The sequence below is a fragment of the Clostridium pascui genome, assembly GCF_016908015.1.
In the GTDB taxonomy this organism is placed as follows: domain Bacteria; phylum Bacillota; class Clostridia; order Clostridiales; family Clostridiaceae; genus Clostridium_AK; species Clostridium_AK pascui.
The window spans coordinates 294,405-317,865 of record NZ_JAFBDB010000001.1; the positions used below are offsets into that span (position 1 = coordinate 294,405).

The window sequence follows — 23,461 nt, forward strand, 5'->3', positions numbered from 1 at the left end:
AATATGAAGATTAAGGTAATATTATAGAATTAAGGGGTAAACATAATAATTAGGAGTGATTTAATGAAAAATACCATATCAAAGGTAAAGCCTGGGAGTATTGCAGAAGAATTAGAAATAGAAGTAGGTGATAAACTAATTTCCATAAATGAAAAAGAAGTAAAAGATATAATAGATTATAAGTTTTTAATGGCAGATGAAGAAATAGTTGCTCTAATAGAAAAGGCTGATGGAGAGATATGGGAACTTGAAATAGAGAAGGATTATGATGAGGATCTTGGAGTAGAATTTGAAGATTCTATAATGGATAAAGCTAAAAGCTGTTCTAACAAGTGTATATTTTGTTTTATAGATCAGTTACCTAAGGGAATGAGAGAAACATTATATTTTAAGGATGATGATTCAAGGCTGTCTTTTTTACAAGGAAATTTCGTAACATTAACCAATATGACAGATGAGGATATAAATAGAATTATAGAATATAAGATAAGTCCTATAAATGTATCTGTTCATACTACAAATCCTGAGCTTAGACAAAAGATGTTAAGTAATCGATTTGCCGGAAATGTATATGAAAGACTCGTAAAGCTTTCTCGTGGAGGCATAAAGGTAAATTGCCAAGTGGTTTCTTGTCCAGGAGTAAATAATGGCGAAGAACTTATAAAAACTGTTGAAGATCTTTATAAGTTACATCCTTCAATTGAAAATGTGGCAGTAGTTCCAGTTGGAATTACAAAATTTAGAGAAGGGCTTTTTGATATGACATTATATAATAAAGAAACTTCTTTAATGGAAATTGAAGGTTTGAAAAAGATTCAGGAAAAATACATAAATGAAATAGGATATCCGTTTGTAAGACTTTCTGACGAATTTTATGTTACAGCGGAAGTAGATGTTCCAACTAAAGATTTTTATGATAAATTTGACCAACTAGAAGATGGAGTAGGAATGATAAGAATCTTTAGAGAAAATATTAAAGAAGGATTAGGTAATTTAATGCCTAATAAAAAAGGAAGCTTTACTTTGATTACAGGAACATCAGCATATAAAGAAATAGAATCAGCAGCTGAAGAAATTCAAAAGGTAAATACTAATATAAAAGTTCAGGTTAAGCCTATTGTAAATAACTTTTTCGGGAGTACTATAACTGTTGCAGGGCTTTTAACGGGTAGTGATATAAAAAAACAGTTAAAAGATGATGAATTAGGTGATTATATAATAATCCCAAGGAACATACTAAGAGCAGGTGAAGAAGTGTTTTTAGATGATGTAACAGTGGAAGAATTAGAAAAACATTTTAATAAAAGAATATTAATATGTGAGTATACTGGAGAAGATTTAATAGATAAAATAAATGAATATAGCAAGGAGGAGTAAAAATGCCTAAACCAATAGTTGCCATAGTAGGAAGACCAAATGTAGGGAAATCTACTTTATTTAACAAATTAGCAGGAAGAAGAATAGCTATAGTAGAAGATACACCGGGGGTTACAAGAGATAGAATTTATGCAGAAGCAGAATGGCTTAAGTATAACTTTACTATGATAGACACTGGTGGTATAGAACCAGAAAGTGATGATGTTATAATATCTCAAATGAGAAGACAGGCGCAGATAGCTATAGAAACAGCAGATGTGATAGTTTTCCTTGTAGATGGAAAATCAGGAATAACTCCTGCAGATTATGAAGTATCGCAAATGCTTAGAAAGTCTAAGAAGCCTATAGTATTAGTTGTAAACAAGGTAGATAGAATAGCTGAAGAAGACAATGCTTATGAATTTTATAATTTAGGAATAGGTGAGCCTATAGCAATTTCAGCTTCTCAAGGGTTAGGTCTTGGAGATATGCTTGATAGAGTTGTAGAACACTTTGATAGTATAATTGGAGAAAATGAAGAAGATGAATATGTAAGAATTGCATTTGTAGGTAAGCCAAATGTAGGAAAATCTTCACTAGTAAATAAAATACTTGGAGAAGAAAGAAATATAGTAAGTAACATCCCAGGAACAACAAGGGACGCAATAGATAGCATAATAGAAACAGAAGAAGGCAAGTTTGTTCTTGTAGATACTGCTGGAATAAGAAGAAGAAGTAAGATTAAAGATGAAATAGAGAGATATAGTGTAGTAAGAACTTATGCTGCTCTAGAAAGAGCGGATGTATGTATACTTATGATAGATGCAGAGGATGGAATAAGTGAACAGGATCAGAGAATAATAGGATATGCTCATGAAATGAGTAAAGCAATTATGGTAATTGTAAACAAGTGGGATTTGATTGAAAAAGAAACAAATACCATGAATGAATTTAAAAAGAACCTTCAACATGAACTTTCATTTATGTCCTATGCTCCATACTTATTTATTTCAGCTAAAACAGGACAGAGAGTACATAAGGTTTTAGAAATGGCGAAAATGTGCTATGACAACTACAATAAGAGAGTTAAAACAGGAGTTTTAAATGATGTAATATCAAGAGCAGTTACTATGCAGGAACCACCTATAGTAGGAATTACAAGAATGAAAATATACTATGCTACTCAAACAGGAGTAAAGCCTCCTACATTTATATTCTTTGTAAATAATCCTGATGCATTACATTTTTCTTATTCAAGATATTTAGAAAATCAATTAAGAGATAGTTTCGACTTTAGCGGAACAGGAATAAAGATGGAGTTTAGAGAAAGGAAGAGTTAATATGATGGGGAATTCTATCACTTTTCTTGGGGGAGGAAGTTTTGGAACAGCACTCGCTATTATGATGGCTAAAAAAGGTTTCGACGTATTCGTATGGGATAGAAGTCATGAAACTATAGATAACATAAACAATAAGAGGGAAAACATTAATTATCTCCCAGGCGTTGTAGTTCCACATAATGTTTATGCAACTTTAAACTTAGAAGAAGCATTGGAAAAGAGTAAATATATAGTACTATCAGTTCCATCTCAAGCTATAAGAGAAGTATCAGGTAAGATAAGACCTTATTTAAAAAAGGATAGTATTATAATAAGTATTGCAAAGGGAATAGAGGAGAATACTGGAGAGAGGTTATCTGAAGTTATAAGAGATGAAATTTCAGATAATGGGATAGTAATTCTTTCTGGACCTAGCCATGCTGAAGAAGTTGCGTTAGATATCCCAACAACAGTTGTAGCTTCTTCGGAAGACATGAGTTATGCAAAGGAAATACAAAATGTATTTATGACTAATAAATTTAGAGTGTACACCAATTCAGACTTAGTAGGAGTGGAAATAGGTGGAGCAGTTAAAAATATAATAGCTCTAGCTGCAGGTATATCTGATGGAATAGGCTTTGGGGATAATACAAAGGCTGCACTTATGACCAGAGGGATGAGCGAGATAATTAGGATAGGTGAGAAGCTGGGAGGAAAAGCTGAAACTTTTTCTGGACTTACTGGCTTTGGAGATTTAATAGTTACCTGTACTAGTATGCATAGCAGAAATAGAAGAGCAGGCATATTAATTGGTAAAGGTGTAGCACCAGAGGAAGCCGTTAAGGAAATAGGAATGGTAGTAGAGGGTATAAAGGCTTGCAAAGCATTTTATAATTTAAAGGAAAAGCTAGATATTTCCATGCCTATAACTGATGTGCTTTATAAGGTTGTTTTTGAAGGAAAAGATCCTAAATATGCTGTATACGAGTTAATGTCTAGGGACAAAAAAGAAGAGTTTTAAAATTTATATAATGCTTAAAAGCATATGGTGTATAAAAGTATATGATATTTTTATGTGTCATATGCTTTTTATTTTATTTAGTAATATTTTAAGTTTTTAACTAATATATATATACTGTTAAAATTATAGATTGGGAGGGTAAATTATCTTGGAAAATTTTGATATATACAAGGACATTGCAGAGCGAACCCAAGGTGATATTTATGTAGGGGTAGTAGGTCCAGTAAGAACTGGAAAGTCAACGTTTATAAAGAAGTTTATGGAAATGATGGTTTTACCTAATATGGATAATGAATTCAAAAAGAAGAGGGCTCAGGATGAACTACCTCAGAGCTCATCAGGCAAAACCATTCACACTACAGAACCCAAATTTGTTCCTAACGAAGCTATAGAAATAAAGCTAAAAGATAACACTAAATTTAAAGTAAGAATGGTAGATTGTGTAGGTTATATAGTAAAAGGTGCGTCAGGTTACATGGATGGAGAAAAAGCTAAAATGGTTACAACTCCTTGGTACAATTATGAGATACCTTTTGAAGAAGCAGCAGAAATTGGAACTAAAAAGGTTATCAATGAACATTCAACCATAGGATTACTTGTAACTACTGATGGATCAATTACTGATATTGCAAGAGAAGATTATGTAGAAACAGAAGAGAGAGTTGTAAATGAGTTAAAAGCAATAGATAAACCTTTTATCATTGTATTAAATACAAAGCATATGTATGATCCAAATACTATAGAACTTAAGAAAGAATTAGAAGCAAAATATGACGTTCCTGTACAAACGATGGATGTATTAAATATGAAAGAAGAGGATATTACAAACATATTTACTAGAGTACTTAAAGAATTCCCAGTAAAAGAAATAAATATTGATATGCCAGAATGGATAGAAAACTTAGATAAAGCTCACTGGCTAAAAGTAGATTTTATTAATTTAGTTAAAGATATGTGTACATCCATATACAAAGTAAGAGATATAGGAAAGACTTTAGATGGATTTAAAGAATTTGAATTCTTAGGGGAATCAAAATTAAATGAAGTAAATATGGGAGAAGGCACAGCAAAAGTTGATTTAAAACCTAGACAGGGATTATTCTATAATATATTAGGTGAAATATGTAATAGAGAAATAAAAGGCGAAAATCAATTGTTAGCTATAATGGAAGAAATGAGTAAGGCTAAATTAGAGTATGATAAGGTTGCACAAGCATTAAAAGATGTTAAGGAAACAGGATATGGTCTAGTTGCCCCAGAACTTTCAGAAATGAAGCTTGAAGAGCCCGAAATAGTTAAAAACGGTAATAGGTGTGGAGTTAAGCTAAAAGCAAGTGCACCATCACTTCATTTCATAAGAGCAGATATAGAAACAGAAATATCACCTATAATGGGCACAGAAAAAGAAAGTGAAGAGATGGTAAAAGCACTATTAGAGCAATTTGAAAATGATCGTTCAAAGATATGGCAAAGTAATATTTTTGGTAAATCATTAGAGGTATTGGTTAAAGATGGATTGCAAAACAAGCTTTATAAGATGCCAGAAGATGTACAGATAAAAATTCAAAAAACATTGCAAAAAATAATAAATGAAGGTAATGGAGGACTTATCTGTATAATACTTTAGTAATTCTATATAAATTAGGGATTTTCATTGTGAGATCCCTAATTTATAATGTTTATTAAGCAAGATTAAATATTTACAGTTTATTGAATATATGATATAATTTTGGTGATATCTGGGTATAGCGCAGATGGTAGCGCGCATGTATGGGGTGCATGAGGTCGCAAGTTCAAGTCTTGTTACCCAGACCATGACAAAACCTGTAGTTTCAATGGACTACAGTTTTTTTATATTTACTCTTAATTTGCTATTTTTATAGATTGCAAACATTTTGCAAACCAAAGATATTTTTAATTATTTTCAGCTATAAAAATTTCACTTAGCTTACTAACTGCTTCTTCCTGCATCTGAGGTAAAACATGAGAATAAGTATTTAAAGTTATACTTATATCTGAATGTCTTAATCTTTCAGAAACGACTTTAGGATTTACTTTTTTAAGCAAAAGCAAAGTAGCATGAGTATGTCTCAGATCATGAAATCTTATATCAGGTAGCTCACATTTCTTTAGTAGCTTTTTTATAGTCTTAGTTGCATAGTCAGGTCTTATTGGTATTCCGTCATCCCAGGTGCAAACAAAGTTATTTTTATTATACTTTTCTCCGAACAACAATTTATTTTCCTTTTGCTTTTTCTGAGCTTCTTTAAGAGCTTCTATAGTTAAGGGGAGCATGGCAATAATACCAACAGATGTATCCGTCTTTGGGGATACCAATTCTAAGCCGTTTTCCTTTGTGTATATCAGATTATTATTAATATTAATGGTATTGCTATTAAAGTCAATGTCATCCCACTGTAAGCCTAAAATTTCACCTCTACGCATACCACAGGTTAAAGCTAATATTAAAGGTAAGTACATAACTTTAAATTTAGACTTTTTTGTATAGTCAAGAAGTACATTTACCTCATCGGGGTCAAGAACTTTTACTTTAGTTTTAGCAGCTTTTGGAGTATCTGTTGCATCACAAGGATTAACAGATATAAGCTGCCATTTTACAGCTTCCTTTCTGAATTTATATCTTAATATATAAAAATACTTTTAATTTTATTTTTTATATAAAGGGTTGGCGCTCAAAGGCTTTGCGAATGGTTGTTTAATTTCAAAGCTCAAGGACTCTTTAAGTTTTATATTTATTAATTATTCTACATTTTATTTCATTATTCAACAAAATACATTTATGTTAAATTTTTCTCTAAGTGGTTTAAAAAATACTCAAATCTTTAAATTTGAGTTCTAATATTTTTAAACATTAACTAGTTGCTTTTCAAACCTATACTCTAACAAACCTTCAGGCACTCCAAAATAACAAGACAATTGATCTAAGCTCATATCTCTTAACAAAGGCTTGTCTATATCGCTTTCATTAATGATAAGCTCAGCAGCAAAACAATCTGCTTGATGCTCCAGCTTATCTTTGTTAATAAAAGTAGAATAATATACTTCATTTGTTAAATAGTCATGCAAGATTGCATGACCTAGTTCATGAGCTAAAACGAATCGTTCTTCTAGCTTGTTAAGAGATGAAGAAAGATAAATAAATTCATTTTGAAAAATATCTCTAAAAAAGCTAGCTTTCTGATTTCCTTGAAAATCTTTTTTTACAACCTCTATGTCTAGCATATCTATAAGTTCATAAATATCTCTTGTGCCATAAGTTTCAATTAAACCTGTTACAGTATCTTTTATCCACTGCATGAGAAGAAAGTCCTCCTTTATAGTTATTTATTTTTCCTCTTCATCTTCTCAATAGAGAGTTTCATTGCAAAAAGCATGTCATTAGCTATTTCTAATATTTCTTCTTCAGACATTTTATCTAGATCATATCCACCATAATGCATTAGTGATGGTTGAGCTAATATAAATCTTAAGGCTTCTTCTTCATTTTCAAAGTCGTTCATTTGTTCTATTTCTTTAACTTTTTCTTCTCTGGTTATTCCTGTTATGTGTCCAGCAGATTTCATGAAGTCTTCATAAGAAACTTTATTTTGTGCACTATTAGCAAATCTCCTAATAATATCTGGAGTTGGTGGATTTTCTATGTTTTTATTTATATAACCAGAAATATAAGCTCGACTAACTCCGCTATCTTCAGAGTATTGTTTATTATTCCTATCGCCACGCGCGTTAATTAATAATTTACTAAAATTATCTTTATCAAACATTCTCATCACTCCTACAATAATTGTAAATTCAAGCGTCAAAATTTTCAACACTAAACTATGTAAAATTTTTTGACTCTATCTGTAAAATATATTGACACAGGAAAAAAATAGTTGTATATTATGAGTGTAAAATAAATTGACACAAGGAGGTGAAATAATGAAGCCAAATGTTATAAAAATTGAGGAATTACTTGAAAAACATTTCAACGGAAATAAGGCTGCTTTTGCAAAGGCCATTGGCGTTGAAAGATCTCAGGTTTCAGCGCTAATAAACCATGGTGATAGGGTTGGGGCAAAGTTTTATGGGGGACTAATAGTGTATTGCGATACCCATGGTTTGGATTTTAGAAACTATATTTTTTTGCCGCTCCATGTCAAAATTTTAGACAATGTTCTCATAAAGTCATAGTTTATTATTTGCAATTTATTAAAAGTTAAAAGCAAAAAGCATACAATGAAGAATGAGTAGCCTATAAATTTTTATAAATAATAAACGTGTATATATAAAATCTAATATTAGCTTTGTGAAGCAGGGGAATGAGTGGATTACTGGACTGCAGGAGTTTTTTTATGATTAAGTACTTCGAAAATATGGAAGAGTTCAGATGCCAAACATGTAGTAAATTATTCTTTAAATATAAGCTAAGAAAAAGTTTAGTAGTAGAAGTAAAGTGCACTAGATGCAACAATATATCATATTTAGTTGTTGAGAAGTGATGTGATAATAGTGGAAGCATCCAAAGAACTGGTTTTATGAAGGTTATAACTTAAAAATAAGTTGATTCATATAAAAGGGGGGATATACGTGATAAAAAGATGGTTTAATTCTAGAGTTCAAACAGAAGTAGTTGAAATAGATTATGAGGGGGCAAGAGGAACATTACAGACTATAGAGGGCATAAGCAAACCTTGTAAGTTCCTGTTAATAAGGCTTCCAGATACTAAAAATGATTTTGCTGAGATAATGTTTCATAATTTAACTGATATAGAAAAAGAAATGACTTTTGATGTATTAGACTATGAACTTCATGATGAAACTTATGAAGAAATAAAAGAAAAATCCATAAGATTTGAGTGTGAAAATAAAAGACTCAAGGAAGAAGTTGAAAATTATAAGGAAAAAATGGAGGAGTATAATACATACTTGAGAGTATAAGGGAAAAAATCCTTAAGATAGCGTGCAAGTTATTTGGATAAGAGCTCGGCAAAGCTCTTGTCCTCAGTATATCATATTTAGATATAAATATTCAATATTTATTATTTATACAAAAAATGAAAATAAACGGGGATGGGAAACGTGAGAAAAGAAATAGTTAAAAAAGTAGCTAAGGAGGATATAAAGTTTGTTAAAATGCTGGTAGCTTGTGGAAAGTGCTTTTAGATACTAAGGAGATGATGCAGTAAATATGTCAGTATTTAGAGTTATTAAAGATAAAGATAATCCTTATGTAATGGTAAATAAATATTATATTTATGATAATAGATTAAGCTTAAAAGCAAAAGGATTAATGAGTTATTTTCTAAGCAGACCAGATGATTGGAATTTTTATATTGAAGAAATAAAGAATCATACGATAGATAAAGATACATCAATAAGTGGCGCTATAAAAGAATTAATAGAATCTGGATATATAAGGAGAGAGGCTAGAAGAGGAGATAAGGGTAAGTTTAAGGGTGGCTATGATTACTCGGTTTATGAAATTCCAATAGTATCTTCGAATGAAGAAAATATTGCTAGTACAGAAAATTTACCGAAACTTGAAAACCCCGAATCGGGAAAATCCCGAGTTGGGAAAATACCGAGTCGGGAAAATCAAGGATTACTAAATAATAAATCTAAATTAAATAATAAACTATTAACTAATAATAGTAATTGTAGTAGTGATAGCAACATAGAAGTATTTAAGAAACTTGAAAAATATGGATTTGGACTATTATCTTCGGTAGTGATAGAGAAGTTGACAGCAGATATAGAAAGGTTTGGTGCAGACTGGGTCATAAAAGCAGTAGAAAAGGCAGATGAAGCAGGCAAGCATAGATATGACTACGTAAAAGGTATATTAGAAAATTGGGAAACTAACGGAGGAGTAAAAGAAAAGCAAAGAGGTGGTAAAATAAATGGAAGTTCTAGAAAGAATAATGTATCAGGTTCGTCAGAGAAAGTATATAACTTCTCAAGATTTGGATGGAAGGGAAACACAATATAAATGCACTAAATGTAAGGATATTGGATGGATTAGAAATGAACATGATGCGTATAGGCGATGTGACTGTTATGAAAAAGAGAAAATAGAAAGATTATGGAAAGCTTTTGGCGCTAACCCTAAAGAAGTTAAAAAATTAAATAACTATATTCCATATGATGAATTGACTAAGAAAGTTAAACAAAGTGCAGCACAATATATCAAGAGTTTTGAGGATATAAGAAAAAATAGGGAAAATTCATTTGGACTATTCGGACAGTCGGGGGCAGGAAAAACGCATGTAATAGTATCCATAGGAGCAGCTCTTTTAAATAACAATGTTAAGGCAATATACATGCCTTATTTAGAGGCCATGAGAGAACTTAAAGCCAATGTCATAGATAATGAACATTATATAAAGCTCATAGGAAGATATCAACAGGCAGAGGTACTCATCATTGATGATTTATTTAAAGAAAAAGTAAGAAAAGGTAATTTAATTGGATATATTACAGAAGCTGACATGAAGCATATATACCCAATTATAAATTACAGATACTTTAATTACTTGCCAACTTTAATAAGTAGTGAATGTACACCATCAATGCTCTGCGATTTAGATGATGCTTTAGCAGGAAGAATGCTTGAATTCTGTGGTGAAGATATATTTATATTTGATGATTTAAATTATAACTATAGAATGAGAAGGTTTAAATAGATTCTGATTATGGGAGGAAATAAAAAGGATCATATAAGTAAAGAGCCTTTAGTAATAGCATTTAGAGGTATAAAAATAGATGATTTAAACAATAGGAGGGAATTGTAAAAATGTTAAATATGACTATAAATACTAAATCAATCTCAATTGATGAAATTAATCAGCTTAAAAATGAGAGTGAGATTTTAAAAGGTAAATTAGTGTATTTTATAGAAAAATACATGGAAATTAGAGAGGTATTAGGGGTATTAAAGAAAGGACTTGACATAATAGAAAGTTGTGAAGAAGAAGTGCAGCAATTAAAGGACAAGCTATTTTGGTCAAATGAGTTAAAAAGATTATACAGAGAGGGCTGGGGTTATCAAGATGCACTAGAGGTAGTAAGGCTAGAAAAAGACATACAAAAAATATTAAGAAAAAAGATAGGAATTATAATATAGAAATGAATATAGGATTAATGATAGCCAAAGAAAGAATTAAAAGAAATATGACAAAGCCTACACTAGCTGAACTGGTTGGGTGTACTACTAGAGCTGTTGAATATTGGGAAAGTGGGGAAAGAAATATAAGTCTTGAGCATTTAGATAAAATATTAAAGGTTTTTAATATGACAATGAAAATAGGGTGGGATGGTGATTTAAAGTAACATGGAATTTGAAAACTTAATAAGAAAAGTGAGTATTGAATTCAATATACTTAGAAAGAGTGATTAAAATATATCATAATGTTATATAAATATTGTGAGGTAATATAAAGGCTTTGAAAAGGAGATAATAGTAAAAATGATAGATAAAGAAATTTCTAGAGAAATAGAAGGTAGATTGTATAGGTACTACAAACAGTTAAAATTTATAGAGAAATTAAAAAGCAAACTAATACTACTTGGGAAACAAAAAGAACAAATAGAGAAAGAAAAGGTAGAATTAAGGCATCTTGATATTGATACAGAATTAAGTATGGGAATAGATTATAGTAGGGAGAAAATTCAAAGCAGCAGGTCCAGCGCAGGAGAAGCAGAAAGGGAAATTATAAAATATATAGATAACTTGGATAAACAATTAAAGTATGTAATAAAAAATATATTAAACATAAATGTAGAGATAAGAGAATTAGAATTGCAAATACAAGATACGGAGTTTAATTTATCAATGCTAAATGATGAATCCCAAAGATTCATCAGGTGGAAATATAGAGAAGAAAAATCTATTGAATGGATATCAGTAGAGATGTATCAAGGTGCTAGAAGTACTGCTTATAGAAAAAGAGAAGAATTAATAGAAGAAATGGCTCACTGGTATAATGTTATAAAATAATTGCTCAACTAAGAAATTATTAAACTATAGAACAAAAAATATGTGTAGAAAATATTGGGACAAATTTGGGACATACTTGGGATAGATATAATGCTTTTGCATAGTATAATAAGTACAAGTAATAAAATAATTTAAGGACAGATTGTCACAGCAAGAATGCATATGACACTGTATGGGGATAAAAGTCCCCACTATTATGAAAATTGATAGGCACTTAATAGTTAGATAAGAATAAATTCTTGTTTAGTTAATAAGTGTCTTTTGCTTTACTTATAATGTTCATTCAACTTGTATGTAAAGAAGGAAAAGGTACAGTAATCTCATCTGGCTATATAGGCGTAATAAAGGAGATAATTTAAAGTGAACTAGAGCAGTAGAAGAGTAACAACTTGAATTATAATAAACAAAGCATATAGCAATCGAGGGGGTGATATGATGCAAATAAGAGCTCCAAATATAAAATAATTAGCTAAAAAATTATATATAGAGTTAAAAAGATAGAATAGCACACAATAAGTAGGTGATAGTATGTCAAGTATTAATGAATTAAGAGCAGGTATCAATAAAGTTTTAAACGATAATTTGCCTAATATACCTATATATAATGAAAAAATTGAACAAGGTTTTGCAAAGCCTTGTTTTTTTATTGAAGTTTTAAACTCAGAACAGTATAAGGAATTAAATAGAAGATATAAAAAAAGTATATCATTTAATATTCAATATTTTAGTGATAAAGCTGAGATTAATTCAGATTTCAATGATATCGCTGATAAACTTTATCAGGTACTTGAGTATGTAAACATATATAATAAACTATTTAGAGCTAATAAAATGACGCATAAAGTTGTAGAGGGAGTCTTACACTTTATGCTTCAGTTTAATTATCATGTCATAAAGACATCTGAAGAAGAGCCTAAAATGAACAAATTAACGCAGGAGGTGGATTTGAAAAATGGCTAAAAAAGAGGCTGTTAAAGAGGTTAAATTTACTAAGGAACAAATACTGAAATCTAATAATTATGTGGGTATTGAAAAAGATATAATTGATGCCCTATTAGAGGATAAGTGTTATACACTAGAAGAAGTCAAAAAAATCTTAGAAGATTTTAATAATAAGGAGGTAAAGTAATATGGCTGGAGGAATGTGGACAGCTCAAAATAAGGTTAGACCAGGAGCGTATATAAATTTTAAGTCTAAGAAGAAAGAAGAGGTTGTTTTAGGGGAACGAGGAGTAGTGACAATGCCGGTAGTATTACCATGGGGACCTGAAAAGCAAATCGTCGAAGTAAATGCTTATGATAACTTATTTGATGTTATAGGCATAGATATAAATGATTCTAGTGCATTATTAATAAGAGAAGCACTAAAGAGAGCACAGAAGTTATTACTATACAGAGTGAATACTGGAACTAAGGCAAGTGCAACTCATGCAGCATTAACTATTGAAGCTAAATATAGCGGTTCTAAAGGTAATGATATAAAGATAATTATTGAAAACAATATAGATAATAATGAAAAGTTTAATATAATCACACTAATTGGTACAAAAGAAGTAGATAAGCAAACTTCAATAGGAAACATAGAAGAGTTGAAGGAAAACAATTTTGTTACATTTAGTGGTACAGGAGCATTAACAGCTACTGCAGGAATATCTCTATCTAATGGAGTAGATGGTGCTACTACTAATGATGACTATTCTAATTATTTATCTCAAACTGAATTATATGATTGGAATACTATGGGGATACCAACTAAAGATTCAAGCATTAAAGCTGTAGCTGCAAATTTTGCTAGAAGACTTAGAGATCAAGAAGGTAGAAAGATACAAGTAGTGCTAGAGAACTACTCTGAAGCTGATTATGAAGGAGTCATAAGTGTTAAAAATGGTGTTGTACTAGGTGATTTAACTATCATTACTTCTGATAAGGCAGTTGCTTTCGTTGCTGGAGCCACCGCTGGTGCAAATATAAACCAATCAAATACTTATACCCAATATGATGGAGCTGTAGATGTGGACACTAGATATACCAATAGTCAAATAGAGTCATCTCTTAAAAACGGGGAGATAGTATTTACTATAAACAATGGAAAGGTTGCTATAGAACAGGATATTAACACTCTTAAGAGTTTTACAGAAACCAAAGATAATTCTTTTAGAAAAAATAGGGTACTTAGGGCATTAGATGGTATAAATCAAGATATAAAACTTATATGGAATACACGCTATGCTGGAAAAGGTGACAACAATACAGATGGAAGAAATCTCTTTAAGAAAGATGTTATTAAACTACTTGAAGCTATGCAGGGAATTAATGCCCTTCAAAATGTTGTCGCAGAAGATGTAGAAATCTTACCAGGAATAGACAGTGATTCTGTAGTGGCGAAAATAAGCGCCCAACCAGTTGATTCTATGGAAAAATTATATATGGAAGTGGAGGTACAGTAATATATGGGATTTTTAAAAGCAGGAGATACAATAAGTGGACAAGAGGCTAGAGCTTACGTAACTATTGATGGCAGAAATGAAGAGCTTTTTTATGCGAAGAAAATAGAGTCTAAAGTTGAAAAGCAGAAAACAGAAGTAAAAGCCCTTGGAAAAAGAGGAACTCAAAATAAAGCTACAGGTTGGAAAGGGACAGGCACCCTTACAGTTTATTATGCCACATCTTTATTTAGAGAGATTATGCTTAAATATATGAAAGATGGGATTGACACTTATTTTGATATGGCTGTAACAAATGAAGATCCAACAAGCTCTATAGGTAGACAAACCATAGTATTAAAAGATTGTAACTTAGATGAAGTTAGTATGGCAATGTTTGATATTGATAGTGAAGTTTTAGAAGAGGATATGGCATTTACGTTTGAAGATGTAGACTTATTAGATAAATTTAATAAACCAGTATTAGGATAATAGGAGGAATATAACATGAGTCAATTTGAAGATTTCTTAATGGATAGTTTTGAGGATGCAGCAGAGATTGAAAAGGAAATAACTATAGGTGGTAAAACTAAAAAAATGAAGTTTAGACCTATAAGTGCTGACATGGGTGATGAAATTAGAAAAAAATGCAAGAAAGTATCTTTTTTAAAGGGACAAAAAATATTTGAAACAGATGAAGATAAATTCAAGGCTAGTCTTATAATTGAGACAACTACACATCCAGATTTGAAGAATGCAGAGCTTCAAAAGGCATGGGGCGTTATAGGAGCTGAGCAATTACTTATTGCTATGAAAGGTAAAATGAAGGATGGAGAATATTCAGAATGGATTAATATAGTAAGTTCAATAAACGGATATGATAAAGGAATCCAAGAGCTTATGGAAGAGGCAAAAAACTAATTAAGGAGGGCGATAGTGAGGCTACATATGCTCACTATGCCCTCCATAGATTAAAGATTTTACCTAGTACACTGATTTCGATGAGCAGACAAGAAAAGGCGTTTATATACGGTAGTATAGATTTGCACATTGAAAGTGAAAAGAAATCTATAAGTAATAAACCTAAGGGTAGACGTAGAAGATAATAAATTTAATAGAAAATCAAAAACAACGTAGTACTTACTTTATAGTAGGTGCTACTATTATGCTAGAAAATGGGGTGAAAAGATGGCAACAGTAGCGGTGAGCTTAACAATGTTTGACCAAATGATAAAACCTCTTCAACAAGTTAATCAAGCATTAAATCTAACTATCATTTCTATGAATAATATGAATAACGTGGCTAATAGATATATAGGTATAACTAATAGACTAAATGCAGATGGAAAGGCAATTCAAAGTGCTAATTTAGCATTAAGTGAATTATCTAACGTTCAAGACAGGACAGGAAATGGTCAAGGAAGGCTAAACAATTTATTTAGCAAAGGTGCTGATGTATCTAATAATTTAATAGGAAAAGTTAAGGGAATTGCAGCAGCTTATTTAAATTTGGACACAATAAAAAAGGGATTTAATTTGGCTATAGCAGGAGCTGCTAGATTTGAACAGCAAATTATAACTCTTAGCGGCATGTTAGGTAATAAAGAGGTTGGTAGAGCTTATTTTGGGGAACTTAATAAATATGCAAATGAAAGTGCTTACGGAATAAAAGAATTTGGTTCTATAACAAGGCAATTCATTCCGTTCACTAAAAATCCAGATAATTTAATGAAACTAAATAAAACTTCTGAACGATTAGCACTCTTAAATCCAGACCAAGGCTTAGAAGGTGCAGGTTTTGCACTTAAAGAAGCAATGGGTGGAGATTTTACGTCACTTAAAGGTAGATTTGGCTTTGGAGATATGGATATAGGAATTTTGCAAAGTGCTAAGAGTATGGGTGATCTTATAAATAAATTCAATATATTATTAAATAAAAAAGGAGCTACAGAGCAAGTTTTACAGGAATTTAACAAATCTTTTATAGCTCAACTTGATAATGTTAAATCCAATATTGGAACTTCATTTGCCCAAGCAGGTATTAATGCATTAGTGGTCTTAAAGCCAATTTTGGCAGAAATAAATCAAGGCTTTAAAGATGGGAAGTACCAACCATTTTTTGACGGATTGTCTACAGGAATAACAGTTGTAGCTAATATTTTTGCCTGGGGATTTGGTATAATAAGGGATTCTATAGATACTACAATAGATTGCATAAATTCTATAGCAGATATATTTTATAACTTAGGGATAATTTTATTAGGGGTGCTTCCTATAATATTAGGCGTAGCAGCAGCTTGGGGAATTTATAATCTGATAGTATTTATAACTGGTACTTTGATACCAGCAGTGATGGGATTAATGGCTGGATTCTCTTTTATAACACTTCAATTAGGGGCTGCTCTATCATTAGCAATTATAAAACAAAGATTATTCCATTTTGTTATGTCTTTGAATCCTATTGGCCTAGTAATCGGGTTAATAGTAGGTTTAATATCTGCTATGTTAGCATTTGGAGCAATTACAAATGGTATTAGAGAAACTTTCGCAGGTGCTTTCGGTTATATAGTTGATATAGCACAATGGGCTATAAATTCAATAGTAGGAATCTTAAATGGAGCGATAAAAGGAATAAATAAAGTATCAGGATTTTTTGGGGATCTATTAGGCATTGATGCAAAGAAAATTCAAGAAATAGAGTACAAAGCAGACTTTAGTAAATTTAAAGAATCAGGACAGGACTTTATCAAAAATGCTACATTAGATGATGTAAAAGCAAAATTTGGATTAGATAAAATAGGTCAGGAAGCTAATCAATTTAAAATCCCTAATACGCCTGATATGACATCATGGAATAAAGTTCAAGATCCTGGGCAATTGCCATTAGGTGGACTAGATAATGGCTCCCAAAAACATCTTGAAAATATAAGTGATAAAATTGATGTATCAAATGAACATTTAGAAATGCTAAGAGACCTTGCAGAAGCACAAAGTATTCAAAATTTTGTTAGTTTAACTCCTACAGTGCAAGTTACTACAGGGGATATTAAAGAAGAGGCCGACATAAATAAAATAATAGCTAAAATTGAGACTTATATGGAAACTGAATTAGCCAACAGTGCAGAGGGGGTATATGCTTAATGTATAAGATGTATTTAGGTATTGGGCTAGGAGAAGAAGGATTTATTTTGCCAATACTCCCTGAAAAGATAGAATTTAATGAAAGTGGAAATAATAAGACTTATGACATTATAAACTTAGGTGAAGTTAACTCAATAAATTTACCTAAGTTAACCGAAATAAGCTTTGAAAGTTTTTTTCCTAAATATAGAGCACCTTATGTAGGCTCAAAACAATTATTTGAACCAAGTTTTTATATTTCTAAAATTAGGGAGTGGAGAGAACAGAACCTCAAAATAAGATTAATATTTATTGGAAGTCCACTTAAAGTTAATGATTTATTTACCATAGAAGATTTTAAATTTTATGAGCAAGCAGGAGAAGTTGGAGATGTTTATTATTCTATAGATCTTAAGAGATACAGACCTCATTTTGCGAAAAAAGTGATTATAGTATCCAATGATAAAACTAATATAGTTAAGAAGACTATAGGATCAAGAACAGTTGAAAAAGCAAAGTCTAAAACACATACAGTTATTAATGGGGATACTCTTTTTCATATAGCTAAAAAGTATTTAGGAGATGGTTCTAGATGGAAAGAAATATACAACTTGAATAAGGATAAATTAAAGAATTCGGAACCAATTCATCCTATCTATCCTGGACAAATTTTAAAACTACCATAGGTTGGTGATCAAATGAAGATAGAGTTACTTTTAGACAATAAAAATGGGAATATATTCGATATTAGTGAGTTAATTACTGACATTACATGGAAAACTAAGAGAAAAGGTAAACCTTCAAGTTTGGACTTTGAATTATTAAAGGATAGTGAAGTAAGTATTAATAATGGTGATGTTATAAGTTTTAAGGTAGATAATAACCCTGTTTTTTATGGTTATATATTTGAAAACGAAGGCAGTGGAAGTCCAGATATTAAAGTTACAGCATATGATCAAATGAGATATTTATTATTTAATGATACCTATTCATTCACAAATAAAAAAGCTAGCCAAATAATAGAACAAATTGCTAAAGATATTGGGTTAAGTATAGGGACTATAGAGGATACTGGATATGGAATACCAAGTTTATTACAAGATGATAAAAAGCTTTTAGATATAATATATGCTTCTTTAGAAAAAACTTTATTAAGTACTGGAAAGACTTATACATTATATGATGATTATGGCTACTTAAATCTTAAAAATATAAATAATATGAGGCAATCTTTAGTAGTAAGTGAAGGTAGTAATCTTGGAGATTATGATTGGAAAAATTCTATTGACAGTGATACTTATAATAGAGTTAAGATTGTTAAAGATAATAAAGAAACAAAAGGAAGAGATGTATACATTTTGGAAGATAGTAATTCTATTTCAAAATGGGGAAGATTACAATACTTTAAAAAAGTTGATGACAACATGAATAAGGCACAAATTCAGGAACTCGTAAATGCAACCCTTAAACTGAAAAATAAAGAAACTAAGACATTAAAACTAAAAGATGTAGTTAGTATAGATATTGCTGAAGATATAAAGCTGAGGGCAGGAGCTGGAGTATATGTTAGTATAACGGAAAAAAAGATTAGTCAATATTATCTTATCGAAGAAGCTACACATAAATTTGAAAAAGGAAATCTTATAATGGATTTTGAATTAAAGGTGGTGTAAATATGGGAATTATAGATACTATAAAAAGGGCTAGTATTGGCGCAGTGGATGCTAGTAATCCTGTAAGCATCGACTTTGGCGAAGTAATAAGTGTTGATGATTTTAAAGTAAAAATAGACCAAAAGCAAATATTATCCAAGGAATTTTTTGTTATTCCTGAACATTTAACTAGATATGAAGTAGATTTAACTGATAATAATATGTATATTAATGAGAATACTGAATCCAGTTTGAGCACACTAGTAATTAGAGAAGGTCTACAAAAAGGAGACAAGGTATTACTTTTAAGAGTGCAGGGAGGACAACAATATATTATTCTAGATAAGGTGGTGTAAACTATGAGTGAGATTAGTATATTGCCACAAGGAGCAATCGTACAAAATGACTTAGAAATGGAAGAGATATTTATACAACCTAGTAAAACTTATAAGGTAGATTTTATAAAAGGCAGAGTAGTTGGACTTTGCGATGAACTTGAAGCACTTAAGCAGACCGTATTTCTAATTTTAAATACGGAGAGATATGAGTATCTAATATATTCTACAGATTATGGAAGCGAACTTAAGAGCTTGATAGGCCAAGAAAGAGATATAAGTGAATCAGAGTATAAGAGAAGAATACAAGAAGCTTTGATGCAGGATGATAGAATAGACAGTGTAGATAATTTTATATTTAATTATGATAAAGACAGTGTTCTAATTCAGTTCACGGTCTTTTCTATTTACAGTGAATTTCAGGTGGAAAGGGAGGTGTGACTTTGTTTGAGGAACTTAACTCAGAAGAGATAATATTTAAAAGAATGATGGATAGAGTACCTGATACTCTTGATAAAAGAGAAGGAAGCATAATATATAATGCTATAGCTCCAACAGCTCAGGAATTGGCCTTTGCTTATTCTAATTTAGATATATTTTTAAGTTATGCTTTTCCAGACAAGAATACTCCAATTGAGTATTTACAGAAGAGAACATCAGAAGAAGGAATATTTATAAAAGAAGCCACTCAAGCTGTTAAAAAAGGAATGTTTTATGATAATAACAATAATCCTATGGATATTCCAATAGGGAGTAGATTTTCTATTGACAGTGTAAATTATGAGGCCATTGAAAAGATAGATGTTGGAGTATATAAGATGAAGTGTGAGCAGTTTGGAGATATAGGAAACGATCCACTAGGAAGATTAATACCTATAGAGTATATAGAAAATTTAGCCACAGCAGAAATTGGTGAAATAATAATTGAAGGGTTAGATACCGAGTCTAGTGAAGAACTATATAATAGGTACTTAGAAAAAATACAAAAGCCTATTACATCAGGGAATATCTATCACTATAGAAAATGGGCCAAAGATATTGTTGAAGTTGGTGATGCAAAGGTATTTCCACTTTGGAATGGCAACGGTACTGTTAAAGTAGTAATAGTGGATAGAAATAAAAATCCTGCAAGTAGTGAGATAGTTAAAAAAGTTCAAGATTATATAGATATTAATTTAGACGGATCAGGAGAAGGAGAAGCACCTATTGGAGCTACATGTACTGTTACAAGTGCTACAGGCAAATCAATAAATGTGAGTGCTAAAGTTGCATTAACAAATGGAGTTAATATAGCACAAGCACAGCAATTATTTATGGAGAACTTAAATAAATATTTTAAAGATATAACTTTTAGCTCAAATTATATAAGTTATGCCAAGATAGGAGATGTTCTTTTTAATACTCCTGGAGTTTTAGATTATAACAATTTAGAGGTAAATGGAGTTATAGCCAATGTAGGATTAACAGATGAAGAAATACCAGTACTAGGTAGCATAGAGTTGGGGGTGTAGTAATTGTACCCAAGTGAAGTAGATAAATTTATAGAAAAGTTAAATAAAGTTGATGGTAACACTTATGTTCTTGAAGAAGAAGTAACGCTAACTAATGGAGTATATGAAGGTGAACTTAAGCATGATAACGTGAGCAATACAAGCGTAAGAGTTTATACAGGTCCTAAATTAAGTGGTGATAAAATAGGAAATTTTATTTTATCAACGCCTAGTTTAATGCCATGGAAAAGAATTATCAAGATATTTTCAAATGCAGAAAAAGTATATATATCTTATGAAACTCCAGGAGATACAGTAGAAGCTGAGGATATTAATAAACTTCAGGAATGTATTGTTGCTATTGAAACTGAATTAAATAGACATGAAGAAGATTTAAGCGTTCATCTTAGAAATTATTCTATAGATGGAGGCAGTTTTGTATAAAGGAGGCTGAAGCATGCCGCAAACAATACAGATTAGAAGAGGTACTAAGGCTCAATTAGATAGTAGAGGAGCTTTATTAAGTGGAGAATATGGTTTTTGTACTGATACCAAAGAGGTTTTTATAGGTACAGGGACAGAAAATATTTTAGTTGGAAGAGCATTAAAAGGTGATTATATTAGCAGGCCTAATGCCGCAGTTGAAGGTAGATTTTACTTTGTCAGCTCTGGAACTAATTTAGGCTATTTATATTATGATGATGGATCTATATGGCACAGAATTAATGCGCAAAAATTGACAGATTTAACTGGAACTATTGACGATATAGCAGATGGCAGTACCTTTGCAAAGGTCAAAAAGGCAGATATAACTAATGGACAAGTAAATAAGGTATCTGATGGTACTAATACTGTAACTGCTAGTGAGGCAAGAACGCATATAAATGATGCAAGTAAGCATAGAGTAATAAATGATAGCAGTGTTACAAATACAAATTTATGGTCTGCACAGAAGATACAAAATGAAATAGAGCTAGCTAGAAGAGGAATTGAGTATCAAGACAGTGTAAAAGATAAAGATTTGACAACTCCTCCTGCATCACCAGCTGCGAAAGACAGATATATAGTCAAGGCTACTGCAGCTGGGGCATGGGTAGGAAAGGAAAATAGTGTAGCTGAATGGAATAGCTCAGCATGGGAATTTTATGCGCCAGAAGTAGGAACAACTGTATATGTTGATGATGAAAAGAAACAGTATTCTTGGAATGGAACATCCTGGGCAATTAGTGGAGGAGCATTACAAACTGTCACTGCAGGAAATGGATTAATAGGTGGAGGACAAGCCGATACAGTAACAATAAATGTAGGTGCTGGCAATGGAATAGTAGCATCTACAGATACAGTAAGTGCTAAGGCCGGAAATGGAATTACCGTAGATGCTACAGGGATAAATACCAATGTTGATGCAAGTACTATAATAATAAATGCATCTAATAAATTACAAGTATCGCTAATTGATGGAGGTAGTTTTTAATTAAAGGAGGTGTAAAATGTGGCCAAAATAAGGATTAGAAGAGGGATAGAAAGCAAGCTGCCATTGCTAGATGAGGGTGAATTTGGATTTACTACCGATACTAAAAAATTATATATAGGTACATCTAGTGGAAACCAACTATTGATAAATACCTCAGATGTTAGTGGAGATATGTTTAAAGGAATATATGATACTAATAATGATGGAAAAGTCGATTGGGCGGAAAAAGTAGATTGGAGTGGGATTCAAAATAAACCTTCTACTTATCCCCCATCTACACATGACCATAATACTGTATATATCCAAAAGAGTTTATCATCCGTTTCTGATTTTAATAATGCTTTAACCGAGGGTGAAATGTCGATAGGTTCATCAACCTCCTTAGCTAATGCGCCGTACACTGGATCAATATATGGAAAGTTAAGGATATATGTAAATGACGGTGGAACACATAATAATTTGTCTAACTGGATATGGCAATATTTTGATGATACGAGCGGTAAACAATATTTTAGAAACAAGACTAACAGTAGTGCTTGGAGTGCATGGGTTAGGTTAGATGCTAGTGCTTTCGCTAGCGCATCACATAACCATGATACTTCCTATTTAACAAAAGGCGGAGTTACATGGAATAATCTAAAGGGGGTGTAGGTTTTGTATGGTGTTATGGAATATGGAGCTGTTAAATATGCTCAGGAACAAACAGTAACAGAAGATGAATCAAATATATATAAACCAGATTTATTATCATATATAACCCCTGTATTGAGAGATATTGAGGAATTTAAGGTTATAAACAATATTATAAGTAATGAGTTATCACTATTAAGCTGTAATATAAGAGATATATTCAAACAATGTTTTATAGATACTGCAACATGGGGACTTACATTTTGGGAAAATCAATATGGTATTTTAATAGACCTAAGTAAGAGCTATGAAGAAAGAAGAGAGATAATAAAAGCTAAAAAAAGAGGACAAGGAACAGTAAATGGAAAATTGTTAAAATCAACGGCAGAGGCTTTCAGTGGTGGAGAGGTACAAATAATTAATCACCCTGAAAGCTATTATTTTATAGTTAAATTTATAGGAATCAAAGGCATCCCTAGAAACATTGCTTCATTTAAAGATATGTTAGATACTATAAAACCAGCTCACTTAGCATATGAGTTTCAGTATACTTACACATGGTGGGATAAACTTAATGAACTCACTTGGAATAGCGCAAAATTTAGAACCTGGAATGACTTAAAAGTTTTTGAATAAGGAGGG

At 31.3% G+C, this 23,461-nt stretch carries 30 protein-coding genes and 1 tRNA gene; 28 read left to right on the plus strand and 3 right to left on the minus strand.

The features are described from left to right. The first annotated feature begins 63 nt into the window (after positions 1-63). The 5 genes from JOC70_RS01585 to JOC70_RS01605 all read left to right on the plus strand — a co-directional run bounded on the left by JOC70_RS01585 (position 64) and on the right by JOC70_RS01605 (position 5,511). The gene (locus JOC70_RS01585) at positions 64-1,377 is read left to right on the plus strand and encodes a DUF512 domain-containing protein (protein WP_204597164.1); all 1,314 of its coding nucleotides are present in this window, start codon (positions 64-66) and stop codon (positions 1,375-1,377) included. A 2-nt stretch (positions 1,378-1,379) separates the two neighbouring features. Continuing rightward, positions 1,380-2,696, plus strand: a complete 1,317-nt coding sequence (gene der, locus JOC70_RS01590) for a ribosome biogenesis GTPase Der (RefSeq protein ID WP_204597165.1) — start codon at positions 1,380-1,382, stop codon at positions 2,694-2,696. A gap of 4 nt (positions 2,697-2,700) precedes the next feature. Beyond that, a complete protein-coding gene (locus tag JOC70_RS01595) occupies positions 2,701-3,696 on the plus strand; it encodes an NAD(P)H-dependent glycerol-3-phosphate dehydrogenase (protein ID WP_204597799.1) in 996 nt (331 codons plus the stop codon). Between the two features lie 148 nt (positions 3,697-3,844). Continuing rightward, positions 3,845-5,323, plus strand: a complete 1,479-nt coding sequence (gene spoIVA / locus JOC70_RS01600; protein WP_204597166.1) for a stage IV sporulation protein A — start codon at positions 3,845-3,847, stop codon at positions 5,321-5,323. Between the two features lie 112 nt (positions 5,324-5,435). Further along, a tRNA-Pro gene (locus tag JOC70_RS01605) sits at positions 5,436-5,511 on the plus strand. A 99-nt stretch (positions 5,512-5,610) separates the two neighbouring features. Here the strand turns inward: JOC70_RS01605 and JOC70_RS01610 are convergent. The 3 genes from JOC70_RS01610 to JOC70_RS01620 all read right to left on the minus strand — a co-directional run bounded on the left by JOC70_RS01610 (position 5,611) and on the right by JOC70_RS01620 (position 7,487). Continuing rightward, on the minus strand, positions 5,611-6,345 hold the full coding sequence (locus JOC70_RS01610) for a tyrosine-type recombinase/integrase (protein ID WP_204597800.1): 735 nt from the start codon (positions 6,343-6,345) through the stop codon (positions 5,611-5,613). A gap of 216 nt (positions 6,346-6,561) precedes the next feature. Then, positions 6,562-7,014, minus strand: coding sequence for an ImmA/IrrE family metallo-endopeptidase (locus JOC70_RS01615; protein ID WP_204597167.1), 453 nt, complete (start codon positions 7,012-7,014; stop codon positions 6,562-6,564). 23 nt (positions 7,015-7,037) lie between these two features. After that, positions 7,038-7,487 (minus strand): hypothetical protein, encoded by a 450-nt coding sequence (locus JOC70_RS01620; protein WP_204597168.1) that lies wholly within the window; start codon positions 7,485-7,487, stop codon positions 7,038-7,040. A gap of 151 nt (positions 7,488-7,638) precedes the next feature. On the opposite strand from JOC70_RS01620, the gene JOC70_RS01625 reads away from it, so the two are divergent. The 23 genes from JOC70_RS01625 (at position 7,639) to JOC70_RS01735 (ending at position 23,455) form a co-directional block, all read left to right on the plus strand. Then, positions 7,639-7,890, plus strand: a complete 252-nt coding sequence (locus JOC70_RS01625) for a hypothetical protein (RefSeq protein ID WP_204597169.1) — start codon at positions 7,639-7,641, stop codon at positions 7,888-7,890. Positions 7,891-8,051: 161 nt separating this feature from the next. Beyond that, positions 8,052-8,198, plus strand: a complete 147-nt coding sequence (locus tag JOC70_RS01630) for a hypothetical protein (RefSeq protein ID WP_204597170.1) — start codon at positions 8,052-8,054, stop codon at positions 8,196-8,198. Between the two features lie 88 nt (positions 8,199-8,286). Further along, complete coding sequence (locus JOC70_RS01635; protein ID WP_204597171.1) at positions 8,287-8,637, plus strand: hypothetical protein; 351 nt, start codon at positions 8,287-8,289, stop codon at positions 8,635-8,637. Between the two features lie 250 nt (positions 8,638-8,887). Next, positions 8,888-9,688: a DnaD domain protein gene (locus JOC70_RS01640; protein ID WP_204597172.1), complete on the plus strand. Its 801-nt coding sequence runs from the start codon at positions 8,888-8,890 to the stop codon at positions 9,686-9,688. Next, positions 9,600-10,382, plus strand: coding sequence for a DnaA ATPase domain-containing protein (locus JOC70_RS01645; protein ID WP_204597173.1), 783 nt, complete (start codon positions 9,600-9,602; stop codon positions 10,380-10,382). The genes JOC70_RS01640 and JOC70_RS01645 overlap by 89 nt, the downstream gene beginning before the upstream one ends. Before the next feature lie 110 nt (positions 10,383-10,492). Beyond that, a complete protein-coding gene (locus JOC70_RS01650; protein WP_204597174.1) occupies positions 10,493-10,822 on the plus strand; it encodes a hypothetical protein in 330 nt (109 codons plus the stop codon). A gap of 2 nt (positions 10,823-10,824) precedes the next feature. After that, positions 10,825-11,028 carry a helix-turn-helix domain-containing protein gene (locus JOC70_RS01655; RefSeq protein WP_204597175.1) on the plus strand — a complete coding sequence of 68 codons (204 nt, stop codon included), beginning with the start codon at positions 10,825-10,827 and terminating at the stop codon, positions 11,026-11,028. Positions 11,029-11,164: 136 nt separating this feature from the next. Next, positions 11,165-11,695, plus strand: coding sequence for a hypothetical protein (locus JOC70_RS01660; RefSeq protein WP_204597176.1), 531 nt, complete (start codon positions 11,165-11,167; stop codon positions 11,693-11,695). 528 nt (positions 11,696-12,223) lie between these two features. Beyond that, positions 12,224-12,655: a phage tail terminator family protein gene (locus JOC70_RS01665; protein WP_204597177.1), complete on the plus strand. Its 432-nt coding sequence runs from the start codon at positions 12,224-12,226 to the stop codon at positions 12,653-12,655. Further along, a complete protein-coding gene (locus tag JOC70_RS01670) occupies positions 12,648-12,824 on the plus strand; it encodes a hypothetical protein (protein ID WP_204597178.1) in 177 nt (58 codons plus the stop codon). Before JOC70_RS01665 ends, JOC70_RS01670 begins: the two co-directional genes overlap by 8 nt. 1 nt (position 12,825) lies before the next feature. After that, positions 12,826-14,142, plus strand: a complete 1,317-nt coding sequence (locus tag JOC70_RS01675; protein ID WP_204597179.1) for a phage tail sheath family protein — start codon at positions 12,826-12,828, stop codon at positions 14,140-14,142. Positions 14,143-14,145: 3 nt separating this feature from the next. Further along, positions 14,146-14,610, plus strand: coding sequence for a phage tail tube protein (locus JOC70_RS01680; RefSeq protein WP_204597180.1), 465 nt, complete (start codon positions 14,146-14,148; stop codon positions 14,608-14,610). 15 nt (positions 14,611-14,625) lie between these two features. Continuing rightward, positions 14,626-15,039: a phage tail assembly chaperone gene (locus JOC70_RS01685; protein ID WP_204597181.1), complete on the plus strand. Its 414-nt coding sequence runs from the start codon at positions 14,626-14,628 to the stop codon at positions 15,037-15,039. A 267-nt stretch (positions 15,040-15,306) separates the two neighbouring features. Then, a complete protein-coding gene (locus tag JOC70_RS01690; protein ID WP_204597182.1) occupies positions 15,307-17,259 on the plus strand; it encodes a phage tail family protein in 1,953 nt (650 codons plus the stop codon). Next, on the plus strand, positions 17,259-17,924 hold the full coding sequence (locus tag JOC70_RS01695) for a LysM peptidoglycan-binding domain-containing protein (protein WP_204597183.1): 666 nt from the start codon (positions 17,259-17,261) through the stop codon (positions 17,922-17,924). Before JOC70_RS01690 ends, JOC70_RS01695 begins: the two co-directional genes overlap by 1 nt. A 12-nt stretch (positions 17,925-17,936) precedes the next feature. After that, positions 17,937-18,911, plus strand: a complete 975-nt coding sequence (locus JOC70_RS01700) for an XkdQ/YqbQ family protein (RefSeq protein WP_204597184.1) — start codon at positions 17,937-17,939, stop codon at positions 18,909-18,911. A 2-nt stretch (positions 18,912-18,913) separates the two neighbouring features. Continuing rightward, the gene (locus JOC70_RS01705; protein ID WP_204597185.1) at positions 18,914-19,246 is read left to right on the plus strand and encodes a DUF2577 domain-containing protein; all 333 of its coding nucleotides are present in this window, start codon (positions 18,914-18,916) and stop codon (positions 19,244-19,246) included. Positions 19,247-19,249: 3 nt separating this feature from the next. Continuing rightward, positions 19,250-19,666, plus strand: coding sequence for a DUF2634 domain-containing protein (locus tag JOC70_RS01710; protein ID WP_204597186.1), 417 nt, complete (start codon positions 19,250-19,252; stop codon positions 19,664-19,666). Positions 19,667-19,668: 2 nt separating this feature from the next. Next, positions 19,669-20,736 (plus strand): baseplate J/gp47 family protein, encoded by a 1,068-nt coding sequence (locus tag JOC70_RS01715; RefSeq protein WP_243429016.1) that lies wholly within the window; start codon positions 19,669-19,671, stop codon positions 20,734-20,736. 3 nt (positions 20,737-20,739) lie between these two features. Continuing rightward, a complete protein-coding gene (locus JOC70_RS01720; RefSeq protein ID WP_204597187.1) occupies positions 20,740-21,159 on the plus strand; it encodes a phosphoglucomutase in 420 nt (139 codons plus the stop codon). Between the two features lie 13 nt (positions 21,160-21,172). Continuing rightward, a complete protein-coding gene (locus JOC70_RS01725; protein ID WP_204597188.1) occupies positions 21,173-22,189 on the plus strand; it encodes a DUF2793 domain-containing protein in 1,017 nt (338 codons plus the stop codon). Between the two features lie 18 nt (positions 22,190-22,207). Further along, positions 22,208-22,840 (plus strand): hyaluronate lyase N-terminal domain-containing protein, encoded by a 633-nt coding sequence (locus tag JOC70_RS01730; protein WP_204597189.1) that lies wholly within the window; start codon positions 22,208-22,210, stop codon positions 22,838-22,840. 3 nt (positions 22,841-22,843) lie between these two features. Next, positions 22,844-23,455, plus strand: a complete 612-nt coding sequence (locus JOC70_RS01735) for a YmfQ family protein (RefSeq protein WP_204597190.1) — start codon at positions 22,844-22,846, stop codon at positions 23,453-23,455. Positions 23,456-23,461 lie beyond the last annotated feature (6 nt).

What these genes read in the sequence shown, in the direction of transcription:
- JOC70_RS01585 (WP_204597164.1), top strand. Translation starts at nt 64, where the DNA reads ATGAAAAATACCATATCAAAGGTAAAGCCTGGGAGTATTGCAGAAGAA.
- der (WP_204597165.1), top strand. Translation starts at nt 1,380, where the DNA reads ATGCCTAAACCAATAGTTGCCATAGTAGGAAGACCAAATGTAGGGAAA.
- JOC70_RS01595 (WP_204597799.1), top strand. Translation starts at nt 2,701, where the DNA reads ATGGGGAATTCTATCACTTTTCTTGGGGGAGGAAGTTTTGGAACAGCA.
- JOC70_RS01615 (WP_204597167.1), bottom strand. Translation starts at nt 7,014, where the DNA reads ATGCAGTGGATAAAAGATACTGTAACAGGTTTAATTGAAACTTATGGC.
- JOC70_RS01620 (WP_204597168.1), bottom strand. Translation starts at nt 7,487, where the DNA reads ATGAGAATGTTTGATAAAGATAATTTTAGTAAATTATTAATTAACGCG.
- JOC70_RS01625 (WP_204597169.1), top strand. Translation starts at nt 7,639, where the DNA reads ATGAAGCCAAATGTTATAAAAATTGAGGAATTACTTGAAAAACATTTC.
- JOC70_RS01630 (WP_204597170.1), top strand. Translation starts at nt 8,052, where the DNA reads ATGATTAAGTACTTCGAAAATATGGAAGAGTTCAGATGCCAAACATGT.
- JOC70_RS01640 (WP_204597172.1), top strand. Translation starts at nt 8,888, where the DNA reads ATGTCAGTATTTAGAGTTATTAAAGATAAAGATAATCCTTATGTAATG.
- JOC70_RS01645 (WP_204597173.1), top strand. Translation starts at nt 9,600, where the DNA reads ATGGAAGTTCTAGAAAGAATAATGTATCAGGTTCGTCAGAGAAAGTAT.
- JOC70_RS01650 (WP_204597174.1), top strand. Translation starts at nt 10,493, where the DNA reads ATGTTAAATATGACTATAAATACTAAATCAATCTCAATTGATGAAATT.
- JOC70_RS01655 (WP_204597175.1), top strand. Translation starts at nt 10,825, where the DNA reads ATGAATATAGGATTAATGATAGCCAAAGAAAGAATTAAAAGAAATATG.
- JOC70_RS01660 (WP_204597176.1), top strand. Translation starts at nt 11,165, where the DNA reads ATGATAGATAAAGAAATTTCTAGAGAAATAGAAGGTAGATTGTATAGG.
- JOC70_RS01665 (WP_204597177.1), top strand. Translation starts at nt 12,224, where the DNA reads ATGTCAAGTATTAATGAATTAAGAGCAGGTATCAATAAAGTTTTAAAC.
- JOC70_RS01670 (WP_204597178.1), top strand. Translation starts at nt 12,648, where the DNA reads ATGGCTAAAAAAGAGGCTGTTAAAGAGGTTAAATTTACTAAGGAACAA.
- JOC70_RS01675 (WP_204597179.1), top strand. Translation starts at nt 12,826, where the DNA reads ATGGCTGGAGGAATGTGGACAGCTCAAAATAAGGTTAGACCAGGAGCG.
- JOC70_RS01680 (WP_204597180.1), top strand. Translation starts at nt 14,146, where the DNA reads ATGGGATTTTTAAAAGCAGGAGATACAATAAGTGGACAAGAGGCTAGA.
- JOC70_RS01685 (WP_204597181.1), top strand. Translation starts at nt 14,626, where the DNA reads ATGAGTCAATTTGAAGATTTCTTAATGGATAGTTTTGAGGATGCAGCA.
- JOC70_RS01690 (WP_204597182.1), top strand. Translation starts at nt 15,307, where the DNA reads ATGGCAACAGTAGCGGTGAGCTTAACAATGTTTGACCAAATGATAAAA.
- JOC70_RS01695 (WP_204597183.1), top strand. Translation starts at nt 17,259, where the DNA reads ATGTATAAGATGTATTTAGGTATTGGGCTAGGAGAAGAAGGATTTATT.
- JOC70_RS01700 (WP_204597184.1), top strand. Translation starts at nt 17,937, where the DNA reads ATGAAGATAGAGTTACTTTTAGACAATAAAAATGGGAATATATTCGAT.
- JOC70_RS01705 (WP_204597185.1), top strand. Translation starts at nt 18,914, where the DNA reads ATGGGAATTATAGATACTATAAAAAGGGCTAGTATTGGCGCAGTGGAT.
- JOC70_RS01710 (WP_204597186.1), top strand. Translation starts at nt 19,250, where the DNA reads ATGAGTGAGATTAGTATATTGCCACAAGGAGCAATCGTACAAAATGAC.
- JOC70_RS01725 (WP_204597188.1), top strand. Translation starts at nt 21,173, where the DNA reads ATGCCGCAAACAATACAGATTAGAAGAGGTACTAAGGCTCAATTAGAT.